A 25,292-nucleotide genomic window follows, 5' to 3' on the forward strand; every position below is an offset into this window, starting at 1 on the left:
AGTCGCATTCGTGCTGCCCTCACGACTCAAAGGAACCGTTGTATGTCCCGCTTTACCGCCCCGATCGCCGAACAAATCTGGGATATGAAATACCGTTTTAAAGGGGCCGATGGCACCGCCAAGGACGTCACGGTAGAGGACACATGGCGCCGCATCGCTCGCGACCTCGCGCAGGTCGAATCGAAGGCGGATGTTTGGGAAGACAGGTTTTTCAACGCGCTGGAGGATTTCAAATACCTCCCCGCTGGCCGCATCACCGCAGGCGCGGGCACCGCGCGCCGCGTGACCCTGTTCAACTGCTTCGTCATGGGCACCGTGCCTGACAGCATGTCCGGTATCTTCGACATGCTCAAAGAGGCCGCGCTGACCATGCAGCAGGGCGGGGGAATCGGCTATGATTTCTCCACCATCCGGCCACGCGGCGCGGATGTGCTGGGCGTCTCGGCGGATGCTTCCGGCCCGCTGTCCTTCATGGACGTTTGGGACGCCATGTGCCGCACCATCATGTCCGCAGGCTCGCGCCGCGGCGCGATGATGGCGACCATGCGCTGCGACCACCCGGATGTGGAGGATTTCATCGCCGCCAAATCCGACCCCGCGCGTTTGCGCATGTTCAACATGTCCGTGCTGGTCACCGACCCCTTCATGGAGGCCGTCAAGGCCGACGGCTCGTGGGACCTCGTTTTCGGCGGCAAGGTCTATAAGACCGTGCAGGCGCGCGACCTGTGGAACAAGATCATGCAGGCGACCTATGACTATGCCGAGCCGGGCGTGATCTTTATCGACCGCATCAATGCCGCCAACAACCTGAACTATTGCGAGACCATCGCCGCCACCAACCCCTGTGGCGAGCAGCCGCTGCCGCCTTATGGCGCCTGTTTGCTTGGCTCGATCAACCTCGCGCGTCTGGTCGCGCAGCCTTTCGAGGACGCCGCCCATCTTGACCAAGACGCGATGAGCGAGTTGGTCGCCACCGCCGTCCGCATGATGGACAACGTCGTCGACGTGTCGAACTTCCCGCTGCCCGAACAGGCCGCTGAGGCGCAGAACAAGCGCCGCATTGGTCTGGGTGTCACCGGGCTTGCCGATGCGCTGTTGATGGTCGGCCTGCGCTATGGCTCTGATGAGGCAGCGGCCCAGACCGAGGCATGGCTCAAGGCCATCGCGCGTGCCTCTTATTTGGCGAGCGTCGAGTTGGCGAAAGAAAAGGGGGCCTTCCCCCTCTTTGACGCGGAAAAATTCCTCGCCTCCGGCACCATGATGCAGATGGACGACGATGTGCGCGACGCGATCCGCGAACACGGCATCCGCAACGCGCTGCTGACCTCGATCGCGCCCACCGGCACGATCAGCCTTTATGCGGGCAACGTAAGCTCTGGGATCGAGCCGGTCTTTGCCTATGCCTACACCCGTAAGGTGCTGCAGAAAGACGGCAGCCGGACCGAGGAAGAGGTTGTCGACTACGCCGTGCAGATGTGGCGCGAGTTGAAGGGCGACACGCCACTGCCCGACTATTTCGTCAACGCCCAGACCCTACCGCCGGCCGACCACGTCAAGATGCAGGCCGCGGCGCAGAAATGGATCGACAGTTCGATCTCCAAGACCATCAACTGCCCCGAGGATATCTCCTTCGATGCCTTCAAGGACGTCTATATGCAGGCGTGGGATACGGGCTGCAAAGGCTGCACCACTTACCGCCCCAACGACGTGACTGGTTCGGTCTTGAGCGTCTCGTCGGAGAAGACCGACAAGGCCCCCGCCGACAGCCCCGATCAGGTCAGCGAAGGCGGCGAGATCGTCTATATGTCCGACCCGCTGGATCGCCCAGCCGAGTTGGAGGGCAACACTTACAAGGTCAAATGGCCCGACAGCGAGCATGCGCTTTACATCACGATCAACGACATCGTGCTGAACGGCCACCGTCGCCCCTTCGAGGTGTTCATCAACTCCAAGAACATGGAGCATTTCGCCTGGACCGTGGCGCTGACGCGGATGGTCTCTGCCGTGTTCCGCCGTGGCGGTGACGTGTCCTTTGTGGTTGAGGAACTCAAGGCTGTCTTCGACCCGCGCGGTGGGGCTTGGATGCAGGGCAAATACATCCCATCCATCCTCGCGGCCATCGGCGGCGTGATCGAGCGCCACATGATCGCCACCGGCTTCATCGCTGGAGAGGGCATGGGCCTGAAGACCGACCCGCAGGCGAAGGTCGTCGGCCTCGATGCGCCGCGTGGCAAGTCCTGCCCGTCTTGCGGTCAGTTCGATATGCGGATGGTCGAAGGGTGCATGACTTGTGGGAGCTGTGGGCATAGTAAGTGTGGGTGATTTTGGACTGCCTAGTAGTTGTCGGACACAGGAAATAATGGCCATTGCTGCTGTTTTTTGACCTTTCGACCCATATCAAATGGCCATTATGAATCTCTTGAACGCATAAGTATTTGAAATAGATTAGTTTTATGAATGCCGATCCAAAAGGGTCGGCATTTTGCGTTGCAGTTTATGAGGCTGGGCGCGGAAGTTGACGGAAGGCACCAAATGTTCGCATAAAGTTCTCAAGGATCCGGATCCTCTCGCTTAATCAAAGGCAGCCATTCGCTGTCGAATGCTGGTCGCCAAGATACTGGTGAACTGGTCATGAGAGGACATCAAATGCCACGTATCAAATTTGCCGACGTGAGATTCCCGGACCCGAATGCCCCGTCGGTCTTTGACATCGAACATCGGTTGAAACAGCACCTGATCAATTTTCGAGAGAAGATGGGCGAATGCAAACCAGATAATCAAATCTCTGACCGAGATCGGCGCAAAATTCTGCGGAAGATAGCAGCTTACAGAGACGCGGTTTCTCGTAGATCAGGCATGGGCCATCTTGCAGACAAAGACCGCCAGAGGCTGGATAAGTTCCGCAATGGCGCCACGCTGGTTCATGTCGAATCCGAACACCGCGCCGATGAGATTGCTTCCGCCATCCATTCCGAGATGCCCTGGATGGCAGAGGCAACTGAGAGGATCTGGCAGGACATGCGCGCTTCTGTGCGCAACGGTGATTTGGCACCGCGGTTGAAACCTCTGCTCTTGGTCGGGCCACCTGGCATCGGGAAAACCTTTTGGGCCCGCGCCTTGGCGCAGCATTTGATGGTGCCGACGTCAGTGATTGAAGCTACCGGCGAACCTGCATCATTCTCCGTCACTGGATCGCAACGTGGTTGGGGATCTGCAGGGCCAGGAAAGCCCTTGGAATCCATCATGGCCAGCGGGGTCGCGAACCCGGTTGTCGTGGTCGATGAGATTGAGAAAGCAGGCACGGTCGAATCCCTCAGAGGGCAACGGTTTAATTTGTCTGAAGGCCTCTTGCCATTTTTGGAGCGCTCTACGGCCACGCATTGGTCTTGCCCCTATTTTCGCGTATCCTTTGATATGTCGTGGATTACTTGGATCATGACTGCAAACAGCGTGGATGGGTTGCCAGCACCGTTTCTCAGCCGTTGCCCGCCTTTGAAAATTCCTCCGCTCTCAATGGAGCATCTGCTTAGATTTGCCGATCAGCTAGGCGCCAACCGGAACCTCCCGCCCGAAGCCGTTGATGCGGTGAAGGAAGTCATTAAGGCCATTAAGGCTCCGCAGCTCATAAGCCTACGATCAGTTGCGAGAATGCTGGACGCTGTTGAGCAGGCGATCAACCGACCGAACTTACATTGACAGAGGGAAACCGGACGCGAGCCCAGAGAGCTTGTAACGCAACTTAACCAGGTAGTTTCTATAAGAGGTCCACATGCCTTTCAATGTTAGTCGAGGAATGCGTTCGCGAACCCAAGTTTCTCCCCTCACTTCAGCCGAAGCTGAACCATGTCCATGCAAGGTAGTTGAGGCATCGTCGCGCCACGTTGCAAAAACTTTCAAGGGTATTCCCATCTTCTTAGGGGGACACCAAATTTCACACTTGGAGCCGGTAGCCCGATCAGCACCTCACAAGAGGTTGAGGTTGGCATCAGCCGGGTTCAAAAGTTCTTCTGAGTTTGCGGGTAGTCGTTCGGAGGATCATAGACCAGGGAAGCTTGAATATGATGTCCGCAATCGAGGTGGTGGCGGGCCGCCTGCGCGCCTGAAGCTACATGCTAAGCATTCGGTGCTGCGAAAGATCTCAAAGGCCCTAAGGGTCCGAATTAACCCGAGCATAGATAAACATGGACCGTACATCGTTATCGACGATGTGACGTCTGCGGAAATTTTGACCATTGCGCAGATATTTGAGAGTTGAGGACCAGGGTTTCCGACTGAGAGGGCGCATTGCCGACATTCGCTGCACTGTTCGCGCGCGGAATGCGGAAACAGTGGATGTGAACTTTCTACGCAGCAACCTCGCGATCAAGAAGTTCTGTATTGAAGAAGGGAGAGAGGTTCGTTGCAGCGGGGCCGAATGTGTTGCGCAACTATCTGTGAAATGACGTAAAACCCGTGGCGAGTATGCGGACCTTCCCACACGCTATGAAACAGCAGGCCGCCACGTAAGCTGCGGCGGCCAACCGTCACGACTGTGCCTTTAGGTGATGGTAAAACCGCGTCCAACAGGGTCGGTTTCATCGATCAACCATTTGGCGTAGCCGATAACTTTCGCAGTGCCCTTAACCGTAGGGATTACGGCGCGTTGGTTCCCCAGCATGGTTTCACCCAAAAGCTGGCCTTCGAAACGCCCCTGACCCAGCAGGCCTTCCGATTTGATGGTTTGACCGATCTTCATCTGCCCACGCGCTTCGAACATTGCCATCATCATCGAAGTGCCTGTGCCGCCGGGCGAGCGATCAAGCTTACCGTCGCTGAAGACATGCACGTTGCGGTAAAGGCTGTCCGCGTGGTCAGGCTCTTGCCAGAAGGTAGTGAAGTTCAGCCCCTGAATATGCTTCTCGGTCGGGTGCTGAACCTTCATCTTGGCGTTGATCTGATCTTTCACCAGTACACCCATCTCAGACAGCAGCTTGCCGTTCTGGGGGCCGATCGGGCGTTCTCCGTCTGGCCATTTGACGACAGCAAAGAAGTTGCCACCAAAGGTGATGTCAGCCTTCAATTCTCCATAGCCCGGCAGGGTGATCGGCACATCTTGTTCCAGAACAAAGGCAGGAACGTTTTGGAATTTGGTCCAAGCGATCTGACCGTTTTCGCGGCCAACTTCAGAGGTCACGTCACCCGCCGGTGTTTCAAAACGGATTTTCGTCACATCGCCGCCCGCATCATGCACCAGCCCGTGAGAGACCAGTGCCATGGACAGTGCGATTGTGCCGTGACCACACATCTCCATGAAGTCATCGCCGTCGCACCAAAGCATACCGGCATCATAGTCGGGGCTGGATGGGGGCGTGACAAAGACGCCGACCATATCGTGGTGGCCACGTGGCTCACGCAGAAGGGCGGTTCGCACGAAGTTATAGTTGTCTCGGATAAACTGACGTTTTTCGGTGACGCTCAGCCCGTGGGGATAGGGGATGCCCCCATGGATGATGCAGGTGGGTTCGCCATCGGTATGTGTATAGATCACATCGACGAAGCGGTTATTGGTCATCATTGGACAGAGTCCTCCTGTGGTTTTTCTTAAAAAGTGAAAAAAGTGTTAGAGTCCGAGGGCGCGCGGGATCAGCAGCACAAGTTGATTGGGGAAGGCGATCACGGCACCCAGAACAAGGAACATCACCGCGATAAAGGGCAGGTTCGCCCGGGTTAGGGTCAGGATATCGACCTTCGCGATGACGCTGGTGATAAACAGCGCGGCCCCAACTGGCGGGGTCTGTTGGCCGATGCCCCAGCAAAGGACAACGACCATGCCAAAGTGGATCGGGTCAATCCCCAGTAGTTTTACAGCTGGAAGGAACAACGGCACGATGATGAAGATCATCGCAATCCCGTCCAAAAAGGTGCCCGCGATGATCATGATCGCGCTTAGCATGATCAGGAACAGAATGGGTGACATGTCCATCTTTGCGAGCGGCGCGAGAATGCTGTCGGCCAATTGCTCGAACGTGAAGGCAAAGCCCATGACATGCGCAGTCGCAGTCACCAGCATCACTGCGCCGGATAGAACTGCGGCTTCGCAGAAAGTTTGATAGAGTACACGCAGCTTGAGGGTACGGTAGTAGAACATGCCAACAAAGATGCCATAAACGACAGCCACGGCAGAGGCTTCGGTCGGGGTAAAGATACCACCCAGAATGCCCCCAAGGATGATGGCCGGCATCAGCAGCGCGGGAAGCGCCTTGCCAAAAGCAACCAACATGCGTTTGCCGTTGAAAGGTGCCTCAACCGGGTAGCCTTCGCGCACCGAGATGATCCATGCCACAATGATCAGAGCCACGCCCAGCAGCACGCCCGCCATCAGCCCCGCGGCAAAGAGCGCGCCAGTGGAGATGCCAAGATAGGCCCCCAGAATGACCATGGGCACGCTGGGCGGAATGATGATGCCGATGGTGGAAGAGGCGGCAGTGACGGCCGCGGTGAAGGGGCGGCTGTAGCCGCGCTTGATCATAGGGTCGATAATCATCCCGCCCACAGCGGCAGTGTCGGACATTGAAGTGCCGCTCATCCCGGCAAAGAACATGGAGGTGACGACATTAACCGCTGCGAGCCCGCCGCGCATCTGACCGACAAGGGTCTTAGCAAATTCGATAAGATGACCAGAGATGCCAGAACGGCTCATGATTTGTCCGGCAAGGATGAAAAGCGGCACCGCCAGCAATGGGAAACTTTGCACCCCGCGGTAAAGACGCTGAGCGACGATCAACTGGTCGATGTCTCCCATCCAGAAGATGCCGATGGCGATGCAAACCAACGCAAATGCGATAGGCAGGCCGATGCCGATCAATCCCAACAGGATGCAGAGGATTAAAAGCAGTTCCATGGTCAGTTATCCTCAGGTCAAAGATCGAAAGGGCTATTGTCGGCGTCGTGGCGGCTGTCGGGGTCAAGCCCCTGACGGATGCGCGGCAGGCTGCGGGCAATCTGTATCAGCGCATCAAAGCAGATCAGCGCGCCTGCAATGGGGATCGCCGCGTAGAGCCAGCTGCTGGAGATTTCCAACACATTGGTAGTCTGCCCGGCGAAGCGGATAACCTGCCGCCCACCATACCACGCCATGATCCAGCCCACGCCACCGATAAGTAGCTGGTTGATGACGTAAAGAACGCCTTGCGCCCAGAAGGGCAGGTTGCGCACGAAGACATCGACCTTCAGATGCGCACCTCGCCGCAGCGCCAGATAGCTGCCTAAAAAGGTAATATAGGTCAGCAGCGCCAGCGAAACCTCAAAGCTCCAGCTGAGCGCGTTGTCGAGGAGATAGCGGTAGATTACCGCCAGAAAAGCCACACCGACGGCCGCGAGTAGCAGGGCTGAGATGATCGCTTCGAGTATGCGGTTAATCATGGCTATCTCCTCTGGGCTGGCCTTACTGATCTGCGGCGCGGATCAGATCGATCAGCTTTTGCGCATCGGGGCCTTGCTCGGCTGCCCAATCTTCCCAGATTTGGCCGGACTGCGCCGTGAAGGCTTCAACATCAGCCTCGTTCACTTCCATGCCTGCTTCCTCAAGGAAGCTGACAATTTCAGCGTCAGCTTTGATGCCCAGTTCAACTGAACGCGCCTCGGCGGCTTCACCTGCCGCGAGGACCGCAGCCTGCTGGTCTTCGGTCAAGGCTTGGAATTTGTCTTCGGCCATTAGGAGGTAGGTGACCGTATAGAGGTGATTGGTAAGAGAGAGGTACTTTTGCACTTCGTAAAATTTGGTGCTTTGTGCCCAGATCACTGGATTCTCTTGCCCATCATAAACGCCGGTCTGGAGCGCCGAGTAGAGTTCGCTGAACGGTAGAGGGGAGGCATTGGCGCCATAGTGATTGAAGATCGCAATGCGCAGGGCGCTGCCTGGGGTGCGAATTTTGACGCCTTTCAGGTCTTCGGGGGTCGTGATGGGGCGGACATTGTTAGTGATCTGGCGAAAGCCACCTTCCAAAAAGCCAATCACCCGCAGGCCTTTTTCGGCAAGCATAGCTTCGATCATTTGGCCTGCTTCGCCATCCATTGCCGCTTTCACGTGCTCGCGGCTGGAAAAGATATAGGGCAACGCGGTTGCGCCAAGTTCCGGTGCGACGGCGGTGATCGGTGTTTCGATTGTGGCCATGTCCAGGATCGAGGACTGCATCGCTTCAATCGAGCTCTCCTGATCGCCGAGCGCGCTTGAGTGGAACAATTTGGTGCCGAGGCTTCCGCCGCTTTTGTCCTTCAGAACCTCGTTGAAATGCTCAACCGAGCGGAATGCGATCCCGTCTTCGTTGCCGGGAACATTGACACGGAAATTGATATCTTGCGCCAGTGCAGGCAAGGTTGCCAAAGCGCTGACCGACGCGGCTAAAGCAAAGGCGGCAAAAGTTCTGCGGTTCATCTTGAGTCTCCCTCTCTGTACCCCGTTGTATACGGTGGGGCTGTATATGACGTTAGACAGCCATAAACTCTCTCGATAGAATAGATTAGACAGATAGGTGGATAATTCAGACATATTTGTTCGAATTCACTGCCCTCTGGTCATAACGCTACCGTTTATGGAGATGTGATGCGCCGTACTGAACAGAAACTTCGTGTCGGGTTTTTGCTGTTGGATAGCTTCACCCTCAACGCTTTCTCCGGTTTCGTCGAAGCGATCCGCCTTGCCGCTGATCATGGTGGCCGCAGCCGGCAGGTTGCCTGTGGTTGGGAAGTTATGGGGAAGGGCAAGGTTGCGGCCAGTTGCGGGCTAACCATTACAGCAACAGCGCCTTTGATAGATCCGGAAGAGGTCGACTATGTCGCGGTCTGCGGTGGCAATGGTTACCGTATTAGGTCCCAGCCTCAATGGCTGGATCAATACCTTTCCGAAGTTACTGAGGCTGGTGTCCCTTTAATCGGGCTCTGTACCGGGACATTTAACATCGCGCGGGCAGGGCTGATGCAGGGCTATCCGGCCTGCGTGCATTGGAACGTAGCAGACGAATTTCACGATCAATTTCCGCGGGTTGAAGCCTTTACTGACCGGATATTTTTGGACGCTGGGGCGCGTATCACCTGCGCAGGGTCGACCGGGGCCTCGGATCTGGCGCTTCACCTGATCCATCGCCACTGCGGGAGCGAGTATGCTCAGCAATCCATCCGGCATATGATGATGCAAGGGCAGCGGGCAGGGACTTTTCCCCAAGCGCATTTCTCAAAGAGCACCCATGATGTGAAAGATGAGGTGGTACGGCGCTGCGCAGCCCTGATGGAGCAAAAAATCAATATGCCGCCATCAATGGATGTCCTGGCCGCCGAGGTGGGGATTAGTGTCCGTCAACTTGATCGGCGATTTAATCAGGCAATGGGACAATCCCCGTCTCGGTATTTCCGTTCAATGCGGCTCAGCTACGCACTTTGGCGATTGACGCATACCACGGACAGGATCGCCGAAATTGCAGCTGACGCAGGGTTTTCAGATTCCGCGCATTTTCACCGTGAGTTTCGTAAATCCTATGGCACGTCTCCAAGCCTATACCGTCAATCATCGAATACTTTCTAATCGGTGAAGGAATCCAAATATTGTGTCAGCTTTCCGGGGGGGGGCGAGCACTCTTTCATCTTGGTGCTATGAGACCGCCTTAAGAAATTAAAATCTCTCTTCGGTTGCTTGCGATGCGCCTTCTGAGTGGCGGTCGACATTTTCACCAATTTATCTGGACGTTTGCGACTGAACGGGCTTCGTAAGGGCTCCGAAAAGCTGACCTTGGCTGCGTACTACATGTATGGCCGCTAAGGGCCGCTCCGGGCGGCGCGGCTTATGCAGCAGTGGCGAAGAACTCCGCACTTCAATTCGTCAGCAAGCGCTCGAACCTGTCTTTTGATTCTAAGATCATTAAGCTCCGCTTTCCCGGCCTTCACCCACCGGCAATACTACAAGATGGATGAATGGGCGATTCAGTGGCGCTTCGCCGCAACGCTCGGCCCCGAGACAGCGGTAGGTCAGACCGAAAGCAGTGACCCCCCGCCTTCAAGCGGGGAGCGCAAAATCAGAACAGCGACGGCAGCCACAGCGACACAGCCGGTACATAGGTCACCAAGATCAACGCGCCGAGGATCGCGATGTAGAAGGGCCAGATCGATTTCAACGCCGTTTCGATCTTGATCCGACCGACCGCACACCCCACGAACAAACAGGTTCCGACGGGCGGTGTACAGAGGCCGAGGCCGAGGTTCATCAACATCATGATGCCGAATTGCGTCGGATCCATGCCAAGACCCTTTGCGATAGGCAGGAAGATCGGTGTGCAGATCAGAATGAGCGCGGCCATATCCATGATCATTCCAAGCACCAGCAGGATGACGTTGATCATCAGCAAAATAATGATCGGGTTGTCCGAGATCAAAACCAAGGCTTCGCTAAGACGGGCAGGTACTTGGTAGAGGGCCAGCAGATAGGCAAACGAGCTGGCAAAGGCGATAAGGATCATGACCATCGACGTCGTGCGCACGGTGCCGACCAAAGCGATCTTGAAGGAGTGCCACGTAAGGCTCCGATAGTAGAACTTGGTCAAAAGGATTGCGTAGATCGCACCGAAGGCACCGGATTCCGTCACCGTAAACACCCCCGACAGCGTACCGCCGACGATAATCACAGCGGTCAGAAAGCCCGGTATCGCATCGGCAGCACTGCGTCCGACTTCACGCCACCCGGGGAATGGCTCGGCTGGATAGTTATGTTTGACGGAAAGGATATAGGCGGCGATCGCAAGGCTGATGCACATCAAAAGGCCGGGGACGACCCCTGCAAGGAACAGTTTGGAGACTGAGATCCCGCCACCGGCGGCAACGGCGAAGATGATCATGTTGTGGCTGGGAGGGATGACGATCCCGGCGATGGACGACGTCACCGTGACATTCACCGCAAAGTCAGGCCGGTATCCGCGCTCTTTCATAACTGGCACAAGGATCGACCCAAGCGCCGAGATGTCCGCCACGGCAGAGCCGGAGATGCCGCCAAACAGCATTGACGAAAAGATATTCACCATCGCAAGGCCGCCCTTGAGGTGCCCTACGAGGGCCGAGGCGAGCTTGACCAATCTCGCGGCGATCCCGCCGTGAAGCATAATCTCGCCCGCCAGGACGAAGAAGGGGATCGCCAGAAGGGAAAAGACCGATACGCCCGCTGTCGCACGCTGGAAAGTGATGAGCATCGGAAAGCCTTCGATCCAGAAGGCAGAGGCGGCAGCGATGCCCATGGCAAAGGCGACGGGCAAGCCGATGAAGACGCCGATGGCAAACACAAGCAAAAGGATCATCAGGCCCATATCAGGACTCCTGCGTTTCGAATTGGGGATGCCAATCGGAATAGGTAAGAATGCGAATGATGCCGCGCGTGCCCGCATGCAGCACGATCAAGGCGCCACATAGGGTGATGGCGAGGGTGCGAAAGCTTTCGGGGATTTCCAACATGGGCAAGTTGGAATCCCAGCCAAATATCATCAATTGCATGGCTGCGTAAAACATGACGCCGCCGAACGCGGCGAGAATAAAGTCGATTGCCATCATGATGACTTTTTGCACCGGAATGGGCATGATGTCGCGGAACAGTGTGACGCCCAGATGGGTGTTGTCCCGAACCCCCGCGGCAGCGCCCAAAAATGCAATGTAGCAGATCAGGAGCAACGCAAGCTGCTCGACCCAGGTTGGCGTGGCGTTCAACACATAGCGGCCAAAGACCAGCCAACCGAACGTAACGATCAGTACGACGAGAGCGATACACGCCGTCAGAATGCTGGCCCATTGAACGGCCGCCAGTACGGTTTCACATCTTTCCAGAACGGTCTTCTTGTCACTCATAACAGTCTCGCCGTGTTCAATTTTCTTGTCCGAATGCAAAACAGCCCGCGCCGCAAAGGACACGGGCCGTCTCATTCATTCACTCAATGCAGTTTCACTCAGCGTTGCGGATCATGTCCACCAAAGGCGCAAGATCAGGGTTCGCTTCAAGGAAGCTTTCGTAAACCGGTGTCATCTTGGCTTGGAAAGGCGCTTTGTCCGCCACGATGTTCACGATCGTACCGCCAGCCTCGACTGTTTCCATGGAAGCCGCTTCACGGGCCTGCCACAGTTCACGCTGCAACTCGGTAGAGGCTTGCCCCGCCTCTTTCACGATCTTTTGCTGCTCTGGTGTCAAAGAGTCGAAAGTCTTTTTCGACATGCAAAGACACTCGGGAATGATTAGGTGCTCGGTCAGCGAGTAGTATTTTGCGACCTCATAGTGGCTTGTCGATTCATAAGACGGCGGGTTGTTCTCCGCGCCATCGACGACGCCTGTCTGGATGGACTGGTACACTTCGGAGAATGCCATCGGTGTCGCGTTGCCGTCCATGGATTCGACCATCTGCACGAAGAGGTCGTTGCTCATCACCCGGATTTTCAGACCTTCGACATCAGCCGGCGTGTTGATCGGGCGGGCGGAGTTGTAGAAGGACCGGGCGCCAGCGTCATACCAGCCAAGCGGCTCAACACCGCGGGCGCGCATGCCTTCGGAAATCGCCTCACCGACTTCGCCATCCATCAGTTTGTACATCTGCGGGATCGAAGAAAAGATGAATGGCAGCGAAACAACGTTGGCTTCCGGCACGGAAGTCCCGAACGGGCCAAGGCTGAATTCACCGAAATCCAATACGCCAAGGCGAAGCTGTTCGATCGCGTCAGGCTGGCTGCCCAGAACGCCATTGTGGAAAGTCTTTGCCGTCAATTCGCCGTCCGTGGCTTCAGAGATGGACTCTGCGAAAAAGTCCATGGCGATAGACACCGGATAGTCCTCAACGTGAATGTTCCAGCCTCTGAGCTCTTTCGCCGAAACGGATGTCGCCGCGAGTGCGATACAGCTGCCGAGCAGTGCGCTGCGAAGTGTAAAACCTACTGTCATGTGATCCTCCCAGATACGTTTGACTATTGGAACGTTGATGTGCCCTCTCACATCACCCGCTCATCGTAACAGGTATACTAGTATGGCCTGTCTCTGTTTGAGTCAATTATCCATCTGCGGAAGTGGTATTTTTTGCACGAGGCCGCGGTTTTTACTAAGTTTTTTAAGGGGTGGAGTGATCGATCTGCGCCTCTTGTCAGGGGGGTGATTATTTATTGGGCACCCCACCATCATTCGAATTCGCGGGTGCGAGGGGTCACGCTTAACCTCGTATTTCCTTCAACCACCTGTGGGGAAGACATCGAATAGAGGGAGGTCATTAGTTCCTTATATCACGTGACAGACCAGCTAATGATGACTAGAATACCAGATAATTCATTAGTGAAGGCCTAGTGATGACCCAGCTTCACCCCAACCGCTTGTTTCCGGTTGAACCCAAGTTACGAAAACTGGCGCGCACGCTTTATGATGAGGTGCGCGATCTGCCCATCATCAGCCCCCACGGCCATACCGACCCGCGCTGGTTTGCCGAAAACAAAGCCTTCGCCAACCCGTCCGAGCTGTTCGTCACCCCCGATCATTATGTGTTCCGGATGCTCCATTCTCAGGGGATCGCGTTGGAGGATTTGGGCGTGCCCCGCGTCGATGGCGGTGCCGTCGAGCAAGACCCGCGCAAGATTTGGCGTCTGTTTGCAGACAACTATCACCTATTCCGCGCCACACCTTCGCGCATTTGGATCGACCATGCGCTGCAAGAGGTCTTCGGCGTCGCCCGCCGCTTGTCTGCAACCACCGCTGACGAGATTTACGACCAAATCGACGATTGCCTCGCGCAAGAGACCTACCGCCCGCGTGCGCTGTTCGAACGCTTCAACATCGAAGCTCTCTCCACCACCGACAGCGCGATCGATGACCTGCGCTGGCACCGCATGATACGGGAAAGCGGCTGGTCCGGAAGGGTGGTCACGGCCTACCGGCCCGATGCCGTCATCGACCCCGAGTTCGAAGGATTCGCCGACAATGTCGCTACCTTGGGCGAACTAGCAGAGGAGGATACGACCACTTGGGCCGGATACCTTGCTGCCCATCGGAACAGGCGTGCCTTTTTCAAGGGATTCGGCGCCACTTCGACAGATCATGGCCATCCCACTGCCCGAACAGAGGACCTCCCGCAAGACGCTGCCGCCGCCCTGTTCGACAAAGCCCTGCGTGGGGCATGCACGCGGGAAGAGGCGGATGCGTTTCGCGGTCAAATGCTGACTGAAATGGCGCGGATGTCGCTGGATGATGGATTGGTCCTGCAAATTCACCCCGGGTCCTATCGCAATCACAGTGGTCCGATCATGGAACGCTTTGGCCGCGACAAAGGCTATGACATTCCAACGCGCACCGATTATGTCCACGCGCTGCGCCCTTTGCTGAACGCCGTGGGGCAAGACCCGAAAATGACCATCATCGTTTTTACTTTGGATGAGACGGCGTTCGCGCGGGAGCTTGCACCCTTGGCTGGGGTCTATCCCGCACTAAAACTGGGGCCGCCTTGGTGGTTTCACGACAGCGCCGAAGGCATGCGGCGGTTTCGCGAAACGGTCACGGAAACGGCGGGGTTTTACAATACCGTTGGCTTCAACGATGACACGCGGGCCTTCTGCTCGATCCCCGCGCGGCACGATGTGGCGCGGCGCGTCGATTGCAGTTTTCTCGCGACGCTGGTGGAGACAGGGCGGCTTGACCGTGATGAAGCCGACGAAGTGGCCCATGACCTGTCCTACGGGTTGGCCAAGACGGCCTATAAGCTATGACCCAACCTCGTCTGCAACGCTCGACCGATCCGCGTCCGAAAACCGGTATTGTCCACCTCGGCCTTGGTGCATTCTTTCGGGCTTTTGGCGCACAGATAACCAGCGATGCCATGACGGCAAGTGGCGGCGATTGGGGGATCGTCGGGGTCTCTCTTCGCAGTTCGGATCTGCGGGACGCCTTGCGGGATCAGGGCTGGGCCTACACCGCCGTTTCCGTAGGAGCGGAAGCGGAAACCCCGCGTGTGATTGAGATCCTGAATGACGTGCTCGTCGCACCGCAGAATCCTGCCGCAGTGTTGAAAGCGATGGCCGATGCGGATGTGCACATCGTGACCCTAACGGTGACTGAAAAGGGCTATTGCCACATCCCGGCGACGGGAAAACTGGACCGTTGTCACCCCGATATCGCACATGACTTGGCGAGCCAGCTTCCGAAATCCGCCATCGGATACATCGTGCGCGCTTTGGCGAAACGTATGCGCGTGGGCGCACCGGCTTTCACGGTGATGAGCTGCGACAACCTTCCCCAGAACGGGCGGCTTTTGCGCGGGCTGGTCCTTGAGTTTGCGGCCCTCGTCGATCCCGAGTTGCAGCGTTGGATCGCCGAGAACGCCCGGTTTCCCTGCACGATGGTGGACCGTATCACGCCTGCGACAACCCAAGATGACATCGCGCGGATCGCCGCGCTGACGGGGCGCTATGATGCCGCGCCGGTTGTGCATGAACCCTTTGCGCAATGGGTGATCGAAGATAGCTTTGTCGCGGATGCACGGCCCGATTGGACTGCCGCGGGTGCCGAACTGGTGTCCGATGTCGCATTCCACGAAGAGATGAAGCTGCGAATGCTGAACGGCGCGCACTCGGCTTTGGCCTACACAGGCTATCTGGCTGGGTATCAAACCATTTCCGAAACCGTGGCCGATCCTGTGTTCGAGCGGTTTGTTCACGGCCTTTGGGATGAAATTATGCCGGCGGTCAAAGCACCGGCAGGCGTTGATTTGAGCGATTATGCCACGTCATTGTTCACGCGTTTCGCAAATCCGAATATCCGGCACCGCACATGGCAAATTGCGATGGATGGCAGCCAGAAATTGCCACAACGACTGCTGGGAACCATGGGCGACGCGCATAAATCCGGCCGCGATACACCGCTCATGTGTTTGGCGGTTGCGGCATGGATGTTCTATGTGCGCGGCGTCGATGAGGCGGGCAATGCAATTGATGTCCGTGACCCTTTGGCAGGCGAACTCGATGCATTGACCGCCGCAGCAGACGGGCCGGAAGCAACCGTAACCGCGTTGCTGGGAATGAGCGCGGTGTTCCCCGAAGGCTTGGCGCGTCAACTGAAAGCACCTTTGACCGCCGCCGCGAAAGAGGTTTGGGCGTTCGGCGTGCGCAGAGCGATTGAACGGGCCCTTAATGCCCCACAAGAAACAGAAGAAAGAACATAGAATGCAGACTATTCACCGTCTTGATTGCGACGACGCGCAGCGCATTATCGAGGCCGCAAAGAAACAGGCAGAGGCAATCGGCGTGCCAATGTGCATCGCGGTCATGGATGAAAGCTGTAACTTGATCGGATTTCTGCGCATGGATGGTGGAAAAATCCCCAGCATCACAATGGCCATCGACAAGTGCTTTACCGCGACGGGAACCCAAAAGCCGACGCACGCCTTGGCCGAACCCAGCATGCCGGGCGGCCCTGTCTATGGGCTCACATCCGCACATGGCGGGCGTTTTGTCGTGATCGCAGGTGGGTTGCCGATACTCAAGAATGGCGAAGTGATCGGTGGTATCGGCGTAAGCTCGGGAACACCGGCCCAAGACCTTGAGGTCGCGCAGGCCGGTGTTCACGCGTTTGACGCTGAGGGCGTCTAGCCTTTAAGCTTCAGGAAGTAGTCGAAAATTTCGGGTACGTTGCCATCGCTCATGCCTGCATCGACGGCGGCCTGAAGGTTGTGCGACGTGCCTTCGGCAATCTCGGATCGCGTGCCAAGATCGCTGACCATTTCAAGGAAATAGGCGATGTCCTTGTTGGCATTCGCCAATGAGAACCCAAGGTCGCTTACACCATCGACCGCGTATTTCTTACAGAACTGCATGAAGGGTGAATTGGACGGACCTGCCGACATGATCTCATACAACTGCGCCGGGTTGAGGCCCGCACGGTCGGCAACGGCGAAGGCTTGGCTCATGGCGCTGACGGTCGTCATGCCCATAAAGTTGTTGATCAATTTCGTCGTATGTCCCGCTCCAAGCGCCCCGACGTAGAATACGTTTTCACCTAAGATATCCAGCGTGGGTTTCACGGAGGCGAATATGTCCTCATCCCCTGCAGCCATGATGTTCAGCAACCCATCCTTGGCGTGTGCGGGTGTGCGGCCCAGCGGGGCATCGATCATGCCCGCGCCTTTGGCGGCGAGGTCGGCACCGATCTTGCGCGTGGATGCGGGAATGGATGTGCCGAAATCAATCAGAACGGCGCCCTTTTTGATACCTGCCAAGACGCCATCGTCGCCGTAGACCAAGCTTTCCACAACTTCAGAGGTGGTGACGCAGAGCATGATGATGTCGCAGGCCTCCGCCATCTCCCGAGGGGTAGCCACCTCGCGGGCTCCGCGGCCGACGGCCGCATCGACCGCCTTTCGGTTTCGGCCCATGATAACGGGCTCAATGCCGTTCTTTTGAAGGCATTCGACCATATTGCCGCCCATGAGGCCGAGCCCGATAAAGCCGATGACAGGGTTTTCCATTTTCTACTCCTAGACGAACAAGTAATCTCTCGCCTTACCTTACGTTCATACAGACTAGTATACTAGAAGAAAGTCATCTGTTGAGGGCAGTGACGACTCCGCGCAGTTCGGCCAAGCCGCGCATCCGCCCGATAAGGGTATAGCCGGGCTGGGTTTCGGTCTCGGCATCCGACAAAAGGGCGTGACCATGATCCGCGCGGAAGGGGATCTCGGCATTGCGTAGCCTTTCGGCCTTCAGGATTTCCTCCACGACCGCGACCATGTCGACATCACCCGTCAAATGGGCCGCCTCGCTAAACGACCCGTCATGCGATTTGGCCACGTTGCGCAGATGGACAAAGTGGATGCGATCGGCAAAGGCGCGCGCGATGCGGGGCACGTCGTTATCCGCATGAGACCCGAGCGAGCCGCTACAGAGCGTCAGGCCATTCGCAGGCTCAGGATGGGCGTTCATGATCCAGTCGATATCGCTTTGCGTCGACACGATGCGGGGCAGACCCAGAATGTCGCGTGGGGGATCATCAGGGTGGATGCACATGCCTATGCCAAGCTCGGAAGCTGCCGGAATGACTTCCGCCAGAAACCGCCCGAGATTTGCGCGCAGATCATCATGGGTCAGCCCGTCGTATGTTGTCAGAACGTCGCGCAAGCTGCTGATATCGTACCTGTCATACGCCCCGGGAAGGCCGGACATGATCGCGTGCAGCAGGGCCGCTTTGTCCTCTTGTGAAGCGGCGTCATGCCACGCACGTCCATGTCGAACGGCATCGGGGTGGTAGGTTTCCTCTGCGCCCTCACGCCCCAGCATATGAATTTCGAATGCGGCCATCTTGGCAGCTGAAAAATGCAGGCATGTGCCACCGCGCGCGACAGGCGCCATCAGGTCGGTGCGGGTCCAATCGAGGATCGGCATGAAGTTGTAGCAGACGGTGGTGATACCTTCGGCGGCAAGGTTCGCGAGGGATTGGCGGTAGTTTTCGAACAGGCCCGGCAGATCACCGGTCCCGCGCTTGATGTCTTCGTGAACGGGCAGGCTCTCGACGACATCCCATGTGAATCCGGCCGCCAAAATCTCGTCGCTGCGTTTGGAAATGGCGTCACGGGTCCAGACTTCACCGTAGGGGATTGCATGCAGCGCGCTCACGATGCCTTCCGCCCCTGTCTGTGCGACCTGATCCAGCGGAATAGGGTCGAACTCACCGAACCAGCGCCAAGTCTCCCGCATCTTTCCGCCTCTTCAAATTTTGGATGGGCCCAGATTGATGTCAACCAAAGCCCCACGGCCCTGAACGACCGCGCCGGACAGGCGACAGGCCGTCGAGATACTGTGCGACAATGACTGCTCACCGGCATGACCTGCAAGGATTGCCGCGTTGAAACTGTCACCGGCAGCCGTGGAATCCACCACATTCGTAACCGGCGCGACGGCAACCGTTCCGCGATCCTCCGGGCTGACATAGTAAACGTCACCGGCGCCATTTTTGACGATCACGGTGCTCGCCCCTGCCGCGCCGTAGCGATCTGCGGTGGCTTGTGGGGACGCATCCTTGAACCAATCCGCCTCGTCCTCGAACGAGGGTAGGACAATGTCGGATACCGCAGCACCCGCCATGATGACCGAGAGCATCGTTTCGCTATCTTCCCAAAGACGGCGGCGAAGATTGGGGTCGAATGCGATCGTTTTGCCGCTGGCACGAGCCGCTTTCAAAGCAGAAATGAACGCCTCGCGGTCGCCAGCCTCAAGGATCGCCAAAGTGATCCCTGAAAAATAGATCAGATCATGTGCGTCAATCGCGCGTTCCAATGCGGGGAGGTCAGCGGCCAGTTTGCGGGCCGCCGATTGACCGCGCCAATATGAGAAACTCCGTTCGCCATTCTCCAAAGAGATGAGGTAGAGGCCCACGGTCCGGTTCGGCACCTCGACACAATAGCTGTCATCGACGCCGGCAGCCGTGATCGTGTCACGCAGCTGGTCCGATATCGCGTCATCCCCCAGCCCCGTGAAATAGGACACTTGGCTGTCGGGGGCGATGCGCGCCAGATACCACGCGGTGTTGAACGTATCCCCCGCAAACCCAAGCTTGAACGCCCCCGCATCCTCCTGCGGGGAAAGCTCGGCCATACATTCGCCTATGGACAAAATCCGCATACCGAAGGCTACAGGAAATCGTCACGCCGGGGCGTGAAGCAGTCGATCAGCGTGCCCGGCTCAAGGCAGACGCATCCATGGGTCAGTTGGGTTGGAATGACAAAGCTATCCCCGGGCCCCACCTCCTTTTCAACATCGCCGAGGGTGAAGCGGAAACGCCCCGCCTCGACATATGTCGATTGCACATGCGGGTGATTGTGCAGCGCGCCAACCGCACCGGTTTTCGCAAAGCGGAACGCCACGACCATCATCTCAGGATGGTCCGAGAGCACTTGCCGGGTGACGTTTTCGCCAGTGGGCACAACAGGAAAATCGGCCATCTTCTATCCTTAGCTGAACAGCATACCGCCATTGATGTCGATGTTTGTCCCCGTGAGGAAGGCACTGTCATCGCAGGCAAGGAAGAGCGCGGCGCTGGCCACATCATCCACGGTGCCTTGGCGCTTCAGCGGGGCGTTCGCCTCGTACCCGCGACGGCCCGCATCGGGCGTGTGAATGTTGTGGAAATCCGTATCGATCATGCCGGGACAAAGCGCGTTTACGCGTACATCGGGCCCAAGCTCTTTGGCCAAGCCGCGGGTCATGGTCACAATGGCACCTTTGGAAGATGCATAGGCGACGGAACCGGGGCCGCCGCCATCACGCGCGGCCTGACTGGCGAGGTTCACGATCGTACCGGTTTTGATATGCTCCAAGCAGGCTTTGGTCATCATGAATGTGCTGGTCAGGTTAAGCGACATGACCGCATTCCAGTGATCCAGATCCATCTCTGCCAGTGTCTTGCGTGCAATCAGCCCGCCTGCGTTGTTCACCAGAATATCAATGCCGCCGAATGCTTCGAGCGTTTTTGCCACCAGATCATCGACGTCCGCCTGCTTGTTCAGATCACCCTGAACCGCAATCGCATTACCGCCAGCGGCTTCGATCTTGGCAACCACATCGTCGGCGCCTTTGGAGCTGGCGAAATAGTTGATCGCGACATTCGCACCTTCTTCCGCAAACTTCAGCGCGACCGCCGCCCCGATATCCCGACCACCGCCAGTGATGATGGCTGTTCTTCCTGCGAGTTTCATAAATCTACTTTCTTCTGACTGGCGTGGCACAACAATATGTTGACCGGTTTCTGCGAAGCGCCCAAAGCAATGCGATTTATCGTATCGGCATATGCAGGTCGGCGCGGGAAATGACCCTCCGCCCTGCAATCTACAACACGTCTCGCCGCGAACTTTGGTCGAATCAACTCGATCTGAGTACTAGCATACTAGTTATTTATTGGGTAGGGTATCCCTAGACTTCTGGATTTGGCGGCTTCAAAGAAGCAAAAGTTAGTGAGCCGCTTCTGTGGGGCCAGTATGCCCAATGCCACGAGACGGCGAAATTCACGGCCCCTTTAAGAGAAGGTAGCGACATGGCGAAGGTAACCAAATTGAGCGAACGGCGCACCAGCGTCGATGAGGTGTTCGATTACCTGCATAGCGAAATTTCGACATTGGCATTGCTTCCCGGCGACAAGATTTCCGAGGCGGAGATCGCAACGAAATTTGGTATTTCGCGCCAACCCGTGCGCGATGCCTTTAGCCGGTTGGCGAATTTGGACCTGCTGTTGATCCGCCCGCAACGCGCGACAGAGGTAAAGCGGTTCTCCATGCGAGAGATCGAGAAATCCCGCTTTGTGCGCGCTTCTGTCGAATACGAAGTGCTGCGCCGTGCGGCTGCAAAATGCGATGCCGATGGTGCGGCAAAGATCGACGTGGCCCTCAAGCTGCAAGAGCAGGCGATACTGGACCATGATGTCGATGGCTTCGGCAAGCTGGACTACGAGTTCCATGAAACCCTTTGCGGCATCGCAGATGCAGAATTCGCCTTCGACGTGATCATGCGGGAGAAGGCGAAAGTAGACCGCCTGTGTCGGCTTGGATTGTCGAAGGAACAGCGCATGCCTGAGCTTTTGGCAGATCACAAAGCGATTGCAGAGGCGGTCAAGGCGCATGATGCAGACCAAGCTGTCGCCGCGGGGGCGCTGCATTTGTCACGGCTTGATGAGACAATCCAACGCATTACCGACACCAACGCCAGCTATTTCGAGACGTTTGAGGACCAGTAGGGGCACGGGAGTAACCCTACAAAGAAAGGCCCATTAAAGCCTTCGATCATTCAGGCATCACGGGAGGAAACGATGCATAAGACCAACCTACGCCGCGCAATTGATCCGCGCCACGCCAAGACGATGAGCAGCGCCGAACTGCGTGCGGAGTTCATGATCGAAGACCTGTTCAAGGACGACGAGGTCAATCTGACATACACCCAATATGACCGCATGATCGTAGGTGGCGCCAAGCCGAAAAGCGGGCCGCTCGCGATTGATGCTGTCGACCAGACGGGCACGCCGTCTTGGCTGGATCGCCGCGAGGCTGTGTTGGTCAATCTCGGCACCGGAGGCACTGTCGAGGCGGGCGGAGAGACATATTCCTTAGGCCGTTGCGACATGCTGTACCTCGGTATGGGAACGGGCGCCGTAACGCTCAGTGGGGAGGACGCATATTTCTACATCATCTCCGCCCCCGCCCACCGCGCCATTCCTGCGCAACTGGTAACCATCGACGATGCACGGCAGGTTCCCCTCGGGTCGCGCGATACCTGCAACGAGCGTGTCATCTACCAGTTCGTCCATCCTGAAGGGATCGAGAGCTGCCAGATCGTCATGGGGATGACGAAACTCGCCCCCGGTTCGATCTGGAACACAATGCCTGCGCATGTGCATGAACGCCGCTCCGAAGCCTATATCTACATCGATTTGCCCGAAGATCAGAACGTTGTGCATTTGATGGGTGAACCTGACGAGACCCGCCACATGATCGTGCGCAACGAACAGGCGGTTCTGTCCCCCCCGTGGTCGATACACAGCGGCGCTGGCACGGCTGCCTATTCGTTCATCTGGGCGATGGCGGGCGACAATATGGCCTTTACCGATATGGACATGGTCGCGATGGAAGACCTCAGATGAGCCGCTTTTCACTACAGCGAAGCCGTGCCTTTGTGACCGGTGCGAACACTGGCATTGGTCAGGCAATCGCGATTGATATGGCGGCCCAAGGCTGCCACGTCATCGCGGTGGGTCGGTCCAGCATGGCGGATACGCTAAAGGCGATAACCGAAGCAGGTGGCAAGGCTGATGCGGTGCAGGCCGATCTGGGAACGGTCGCAGGCGCGGTCGCCGCGTTCGAACAGGCAGTGGCCGAGTTCGGGCCGATTGATACACTGGTCAACAACGCAGGCATCATACGCCGCGCGGATAGTCTGGAGTTCACGGAGGCCGATTGGGACGCCGTGATGGACATCAACCTCAAGGTCGTCTTCTTCCTGAGCCAAGTCTTTGCCAAGGCGCGCGTGACGGCAGAACAAGGCGGCAGTGTAATCAACGTTGCATCGCTGCTCTCGTTTCAGGGCGGCATTCGCGTGCCATCCTATACGGCATCGAAAAGCGCCGTGGCGGGGCTTACGAAAACTCTGTCTAACGAGTGGTCGGCACAGGGGATCACGGTGAACGCTGTCGCCCCGGGCTATGTTGTGAGCAACAACACCGCAGACCTGCGTGCTGACCCCAAGCGGAATAAAGCGATCCTCGACCGTATCCCGTTGGGTCGTTGGGCGGAGCCTGAAGATATCGCGGGCGCGGTCACGTTCCTCGCCTCCCCCGCCGCGCGTTATGTCACGGGGATTACGCTGCCTGTAGATGGCGGATGGTTGGGCCGTTAGAGGGGGCACTTGTTAAAGAGGTCCCGATTCCCGCCCGAATGGCGTTCGGCCCCTTATAGGATGACCAATCCGTTTATCAGTGACTGTCCCTCGGCCTGTTCTTACGGGCGACATCGCGATAGGAGGACGCATCGCGCAATGTCATCCCTTTGTCCAATCCGGTGGTCAGATCGCGGAAGTACTGCTGCCACGGTGTCTGGCTGGCAGGCATTTGATATCCCCCCTCACTGACAAGTTGACGCGCCCGCTCGGCCAGCTCATCCAGCGGCACCAGCATGTCCGCGGTACCTTTTCCCAGATCAAATCGCACCCGGTCGCCGGTTTTCAAAAGAGCCAAGCCGCCCCCCTCCGCCGCTTCGGGTGAGGCTTTAGCGACGTTGAAGCCAGTCCCGATGCCTACCTCCAGTGACTGTCTATGGTCTGAACGTCTGGCGGCTCCGGCGCTGATTTCGCCATGCTGCTCAGCTCGCAAGTATGGCATCGCATAGCCAAGCGCGGTCAGGTCGTTCAACAAGCGGACATGAGGGCAAGCGAGTTGTCGGGCCAAGTCCTCGGCTATGATCGACCAGCCGCGGTTGGTCAATCTGGCGCTGCCCTCATGCACCGGGCCCGCAACCGCGATGGACATTTCGGAAGGGGAGGCGGTGACCTGTCCTTGCAGATAGTCCTCAATCACCGCGTCGATGCTTGCCCAGTCCGTATTCGCATATCTTTTGACGGAGCCAGCCTTCAACGCCCGTCTGGCAGAGCGCCAGACGGGCGTTGGTGCCGCCGATATCCGCAACAAGACGCAGGGAGATCAGTTCAGACGCAGGCCAGTGTCGGGCGCAAAATAGGAGACTTTGCCCAGATCGAATGCCAACCGCTGTGTCACGCCGGGTGAAGCGGTGGTTTCGGCGTGCAACCGCGCGGTGACATGTTTGCCGCCCAACTCCATGACGGCATAGGTGTCAGCACCAGCAGGTTCCACAATGTCGATCACGCAGTCGGCTTCCTGCGAGTCCGAGCCGGATTGCGCCTTTGCATCCGCAATGTTCTCGGGGCGCACGCCGATGATCACATCCTCCGGCAGGCTGAGGTTCTTGCGGTCCGTCAGTACCATCGGCCCGCCCGACTTGCGGGCAATTTCGATCCGAGTTCCGGCACTGTCTGATCTGGCCTTTGCCGGGATGAGGTTCATCGCCGGGCTGCCCATGAAGTCCGCCACAAAAAGGTTCGCCGGGTGGTTATAGATCTCTGCCGGCGTGCCAATCTGCTGAATGATTCCGCCTTTCATCACGACGATCTTGGTGGCAAGGGTCATCGCCTCAATCTGGTCGTGGGTTACATAGACCATAGAGGCGCCCAAACGCTGGTGCAGGGACTTGATCTCGGTCCGCATTTCGACGCGCAGCTTTGCATCAAGGTTGGACAACGGCTCATCAAAAAGGAACAGCTTCGGATCGCGCACCAAGGCGCGGCCCATGGCCACCCGCTGGCGCTGGCCGCCCGACAGATGGCCGGGTTTGCGGTTGAGCAATTGCTCGATCTGCAACTGTTGCGCTACATAGGCGAGCTTCTTCTCCTGCGTCGTCTGATCCACACCGCGGACCTTCATGCCGAAGGTGATGTTCTTGGCCACGGTCATCGTCGGGTAGAGGGCGTATGATTGGAACACCATGGCGATGTCCCGGTCCTTGGGGCTGACATTGGTCATGTCGCGCCCCCCGATCTGGACTTCGCCGCCGCTGATCGGCTCAAGCCCGGCGATACAGTTGAGCAAAGTCGATTTGCCGCAGCCGGATGGGCCGACCAGTACAAGGAAGTCACCCTGTTTGATCGACACGTTAATGTCTTTGAGGATCTCAATTGAGCCATAGCTCTTGTAGAGGTTGTTGATTTCGAGGATCGGAGCCATTGGT

23 protein-coding genes are annotated in these 25,292 nt (G+C 57.4%); 9 read left to right on the forward strand and 14 right to left on the reverse strand.

From position 1 onward, the window contains the following. The first annotated feature begins 42 nt into the window (after positions 1-42). Positions 43-2,322, forward strand: a complete 2,280-nt coding sequence (locus K3758_RS03670) for an adenosylcobalamin-dependent ribonucleoside-diphosphate reductase (protein ID WP_259947730.1) — start codon at positions 43-45, stop codon at positions 2,320-2,322. Positions 2,323-2,646: 324 nt separating this feature from the next. Next, a complete protein-coding gene (locus K3758_RS03675) occupies positions 2,647-3,696 on the forward strand; it encodes an AAA family ATPase (protein ID WP_259947732.1) in 1,050 nt (349 codons plus the stop codon). Between the two features lie 841 nt (positions 3,697-4,537). Here the strand turns inward: K3758_RS03675 and K3758_RS03680 are convergent. The 4 genes from K3758_RS03680 to K3758_RS03695 are packed head-to-tail and all read right to left on the reverse strand — an operon-like array spanning position 4,538 to position 8,413. Then, a complete protein-coding gene (locus tag K3758_RS03680) occupies positions 4,538-5,554 on the reverse strand; it encodes a proline racemase family protein (protein ID WP_259947734.1) in 1,017 nt (338 codons plus the stop codon). Positions 5,555-5,599: 45 nt separating this feature from the next. After that, entirely contained in the window at positions 5,600-6,880 is a 1,281-nt protein-coding gene (locus K3758_RS03685; RefSeq protein ID WP_259947736.1) for a TRAP transporter large permease, read from the reverse strand. Positions 6,881-6,897: 17 nt separating this feature from the next. Continuing rightward, positions 6,898-7,401 (reverse strand): TRAP transporter small permease, encoded by a 504-nt coding sequence (locus K3758_RS03690; RefSeq protein ID WP_259947737.1) that lies wholly within the window; start codon positions 7,399-7,401, stop codon positions 6,898-6,900. A gap of 22 nt (positions 7,402-7,423) precedes the next feature. Further along, positions 7,424-8,413: a TRAP transporter substrate-binding protein gene (locus tag K3758_RS03695; RefSeq protein ID WP_259947739.1), complete on the reverse strand. Its 990-nt coding sequence runs from the start codon at positions 8,411-8,413 to the stop codon at positions 7,424-7,426. A gap of 168 nt (positions 8,414-8,581) precedes the next feature. On the opposite strand from K3758_RS03695, the gene K3758_RS03700 reads away from it, so the two are divergent. Next, complete coding sequence (locus tag K3758_RS03700) at positions 8,582-9,556, forward strand: GlxA family transcriptional regulator (protein WP_259947740.1); 975 nt, start codon at positions 8,582-8,584, stop codon at positions 9,554-9,556. A gap of 487 nt (positions 9,557-10,043) precedes the next feature. Here the strand turns inward: K3758_RS03700 and K3758_RS03705 are convergent, their stop codons facing one another. Genes K3758_RS03705 through K3758_RS03715 form a run of 3 tightly spaced genes read right to left on the reverse strand, consistent with a single transcriptional unit; the run spans position 10,044 to position 12,931 of the window. After that, positions 10,044-11,321, reverse strand: a complete 1,278-nt coding sequence (locus K3758_RS03705) for a TRAP transporter large permease (protein ID WP_259947742.1) — start codon at positions 11,319-11,321, stop codon at positions 10,044-10,046. 1 nt (position 11,322) lies between these two features. Continuing rightward, positions 11,323-11,916 (reverse strand): TRAP transporter small permease, encoded by a 594-nt coding sequence (locus K3758_RS03710; RefSeq protein ID WP_259947744.1) that lies wholly within the window; start codon positions 11,914-11,916, stop codon positions 11,323-11,325. A gap of 31 nt (positions 11,917-11,947) precedes the next feature. Then, the gene (locus K3758_RS03715) at positions 11,948-12,931 is read right to left on the reverse strand and encodes a TRAP transporter substrate-binding protein (protein ID WP_259947746.1); all 984 of its coding nucleotides are present in this window, start codon (positions 12,929-12,931) and stop codon (positions 11,948-11,950) included. A gap of 395 nt (positions 12,932-13,326) precedes the next feature. Between K3758_RS03715 and uxaC the strand changes: the two genes are divergently transcribed. The 3 genes from uxaC to K3758_RS03730 are packed head-to-tail and all read left to right on the forward strand — an operon-like array spanning position 13,327 to position 16,611. After that, entirely contained in the window at positions 13,327-14,733 is a 1,407-nt protein-coding gene (gene uxaC, locus K3758_RS03720) for a glucuronate isomerase (RefSeq protein ID WP_259947747.1), read from the forward strand. Then, entirely contained in the window at positions 14,730-16,184 is a 1,455-nt protein-coding gene (locus tag K3758_RS03725; protein ID WP_259947749.1) for a mannitol dehydrogenase family protein, read from the forward strand. Before uxaC ends, K3758_RS03725 begins: the two co-directional genes overlap by 4 nt. 1 nt (position 16,185) lies before the next feature. Beyond that, positions 16,186-16,611 carry a heme-binding protein gene (locus tag K3758_RS03730; RefSeq protein WP_259947752.1) on the forward strand — a complete coding sequence of 142 codons (426 nt, stop codon included), beginning with the start codon at positions 16,186-16,188 and terminating at the stop codon, positions 16,609-16,611. Here K3758_RS03730 and K3758_RS03735 read toward each other — a convergent pair. The 5 genes from K3758_RS03735 to K3758_RS03755 all read right to left on the reverse strand — a co-directional run bounded on the left by K3758_RS03735 (position 16,608) and on the right by K3758_RS03755 (position 20,708). After that, entirely contained in the window at positions 16,608-17,486 is an 879-nt protein-coding gene (locus tag K3758_RS03735; RefSeq protein WP_259947753.1) for an NAD(P)-dependent oxidoreductase, read from the reverse strand. The two genes, K3758_RS03730 and K3758_RS03735, sit on opposite strands and share 4 nt — an antisense overlap. A 73-nt stretch (positions 17,487-17,559) precedes the next feature. Next, on the reverse strand, positions 17,560-18,711 hold the full coding sequence (gene uxuA, locus K3758_RS03740; RefSeq protein ID WP_259947755.1) for a mannonate dehydratase: 1,152 nt from the start codon (positions 18,709-18,711) through the stop codon (positions 17,560-17,562). 12 nt (positions 18,712-18,723) lie between these two features. Continuing rightward, positions 18,724-19,635: a sugar kinase gene (locus K3758_RS03745; protein WP_259947757.1), complete on the reverse strand. Its 912-nt coding sequence runs from the start codon at positions 19,633-19,635 to the stop codon at positions 18,724-18,726. Positions 19,636-19,643: 8 nt separating this feature from the next. Then, the gene (locus K3758_RS03750; RefSeq protein ID WP_259947760.1) at positions 19,644-19,955 is read right to left on the reverse strand and encodes a cupin domain-containing protein; all 312 of its coding nucleotides are present in this window, start codon (positions 19,953-19,955) and stop codon (positions 19,644-19,646) included. Positions 19,956-19,964: 9 nt separating this feature from the next. Beyond that, a complete protein-coding gene (locus K3758_RS03755; RefSeq protein WP_259947761.1) occupies positions 19,965-20,708 on the reverse strand; it encodes an SDR family NAD(P)-dependent oxidoreductase in 744 nt (247 codons plus the stop codon). A gap of 335 nt (positions 20,709-21,043) precedes the next feature. Between K3758_RS03755 and K3758_RS03760 the strand changes: the two genes are divergently transcribed. The 3 genes from K3758_RS03760 to kduD all read left to right on the forward strand — a co-directional run bounded on the left by K3758_RS03760 (position 21,044) and on the right by kduD (position 23,391). Next, a complete protein-coding gene (locus K3758_RS03760) occupies positions 21,044-21,739 on the forward strand; it encodes a GntR family transcriptional regulator (RefSeq protein WP_259947762.1) in 696 nt (231 codons plus the stop codon). Between the two features lie 72 nt (positions 21,740-21,811). After that, positions 21,812-22,639 (forward strand): 5-dehydro-4-deoxy-D-glucuronate isomerase, encoded by an 828-nt coding sequence (kduI, locus tag K3758_RS03765; RefSeq protein ID WP_259947764.1) that lies wholly within the window; start codon positions 21,812-21,814, stop codon positions 22,637-22,639. Further along, complete coding sequence (gene kduD / locus K3758_RS03770; protein ID WP_259947766.1) at positions 22,636-23,391, forward strand: 2-dehydro-3-deoxy-D-gluconate 5-dehydrogenase KduD; 756 nt, start codon at positions 22,636-22,638, stop codon at positions 23,389-23,391. Before kduI ends, kduD begins: the two co-directional genes overlap by 4 nt. Before the next feature lie 76 nt (positions 23,392-23,467). Here kduD and K3758_RS03775 read toward each other — a convergent pair whose 3' ends face one another. Next, entirely contained in the window at positions 23,468-24,178 is a 711-nt protein-coding gene (locus K3758_RS03775) for a glucokinase (protein ID WP_311201531.1), read from the reverse strand. Positions 24,179-24,190: 12 nt separating this feature from the next. Then, on the reverse strand, positions 24,191-25,288 hold the full coding sequence (locus tag K3758_RS03780; RefSeq protein ID WP_259947768.1) for an ABC transporter ATP-binding protein: 1,098 nt from the start codon (positions 25,286-25,288) through the stop codon (positions 24,191-24,193). Positions 25,289-25,292: the final 4 nt, after the last annotated feature.

The sequence above is a fragment of the Sulfitobacter sp. W002 genome (assembly GCF_025142135.1).
GTDB classification, from domain to species: Bacteria; Pseudomonadota; Alphaproteobacteria; order Rhodobacterales; family Rhodobacteraceae; genus Sulfitobacter; species Sulfitobacter profundi.